This window comes from Desulforhopalus sp. IMCC35007 (assembly GCF_005116575.1).
Lineage (GTDB): Bacteria > Desulfobacterota > Desulfobulbia > Desulfobulbales > Desulfocapsaceae > Desulforhopalus_A.
Genome location: NZ_SWCN01000060.1, coordinates 1 through 1803, shown reverse-complemented (window position 1 = coordinate 1803; position 1803 = coordinate 1). Strand labels below are relative to the sequence as shown.

The 1803-nt window shown below is 35.7% G+C and carries 1 protein-coding gene; it reads left to right on the top strand.

The features are described from left to right. Positions 1-137 precede the first annotated feature (137 nt). Positions 138-1589 (top strand): hypothetical protein, encoded by a 1452-nt coding sequence (locus FCL48_RS24555; protein ID WP_136876725.1) that lies wholly within the window; start codon positions 138-140, stop codon positions 1587-1589. The last annotated feature ends 214 nt before the right edge of the window (positions 1590-1803 follow it).

Sequence of the window (1803 nt, the reverse complement as noted above, 5' to 3'; positions counted from 1 at the left end):
ACAATCCTGTTGGCAGGTCATTGTTTTCTCCTTTCGGTTTGTTGTTGATAATTGGCCCCGAAAGGATAAGCTTGGCCTGCCTTTTGCCAAGCTTTATATGAATTTACAGAAGGAATGGTACACTAACAGAATTTTTCATGGTAGTTCTACATAATATCGCTGCTACTCAGGATCAATTATCAATCATAAATGAATTTTTCAAACTCGATTCCAAACAGTTTGTCGATTCAGTTATACGTGCACGAGGTAGATTCACTGGAGCTATGATCCTTCTGCAAGACATCAATATTCACAGTTTCGCCGCCATTACCAATGCTTTTGCGAAAGCACTTCCATCCGGTATTTTTTTACAGAAATTTTACGAAGATCCTTACCTTCTGGCATCGGTCATTTGTATTATTTCAAAACGAGATGCTGATGGCGTTTTTTTCAATGAATTCCTGGAATTATTTCCCGACAGTAACATACGTGCTGAGCTATTCTCTAAAGATTTACCAGGATTAGTCGTTGCCTTTTCCACCATCCGAGAGGCCACGTCTGGTAAAAACATCCTCTGGGTAAATGAACTCTTAGATGTTTCTGATACTGAACTTGCTCAATTGATCAGCAATAAACCTGTTGATATCGCATACATTATTCATGGTGGACACAACATTGGTAGTGAAAATTTAAAAAAACTTATAGATTCGATCGGCAAAGATCATTTTAAATTATTACTGGTAGAACAGACCATCTGGTTAGCAGATTTTCTTACAGGGTTAAATAAAATATCTTATTTTTCTTCAACTTTTGACTTCAGCGAAAGTATTAAAGCTAAAACTTACATCGAAAAAAATCATTCCTACCTACTTAATTACAATAGCCATTTGCCATTTAATCATGATCAAGTAACAGATTTATTCGAGAACCTTCCTAATGCCGCTGACTTCTTAAAAAGTGATGACAAAGCAACGCAAACGAGAGTCTACTTATTGGGATTGTTATCTGTCTACCAGCACATTCTCTACAGTCACATACCACAATCCATGCTAAATCCATCACAATTTGAACTGTTAAAAACTCAGATTTTATACAGTACAAGATTTTCAAAAGACTTGAATAATATGATATCAAATTTTGAAGTAGGTAGCCTCATGATGAAAAATAGAAGTATGGAGAGCATAATTCTTTTATTGGCACATGAACTATCCCACCAAATTTATTCTGTAATTGGTTTCACTAGCCCATTGCTCTCAACGGCAAGCATCCATGAATGTAACTCAGACATAGGTGCCAGATGTATTGCACAACACGTAGGATATAGTGCTGGAATAACGGAATATGAGTATTTTGTTTTCAATCAAGACGATTATTCTAAGAATGTAAGCATAATGGAAACTGACCTAATAAATTTGAGAGTCCCCCATAAAATAGGTCGTACTCAATTGGGATATATTATGAGAGGCTTCAAAAACAGCAATATAACCATCGATTGGGAAATTTTTTATGCTGTAAGCCTGTCGGTACTACGAAACAAGAGTAAGATGAAAAATTTCCATTATATAAAAAAAATTCTGATTACCACTAATCTTCAGCTAATTTTTGGGTAGGACGCTATTTGTCCTACCAGTTATGGGATAATACCTCTAAATTCAAAAGGAGGTCACCCATGGCTAAAAATAAAGGTAACTGCTTCCCCCCCCCTTTAAAAATAATTTATGGGGATGAAGAAAATGCTTGACAGGTTTTTGGCAATATTTTTTGTAACAGCTTGATTCAATTATACAATCACCTGAGATGCATTGTAATAGGGCTAGTATAGCA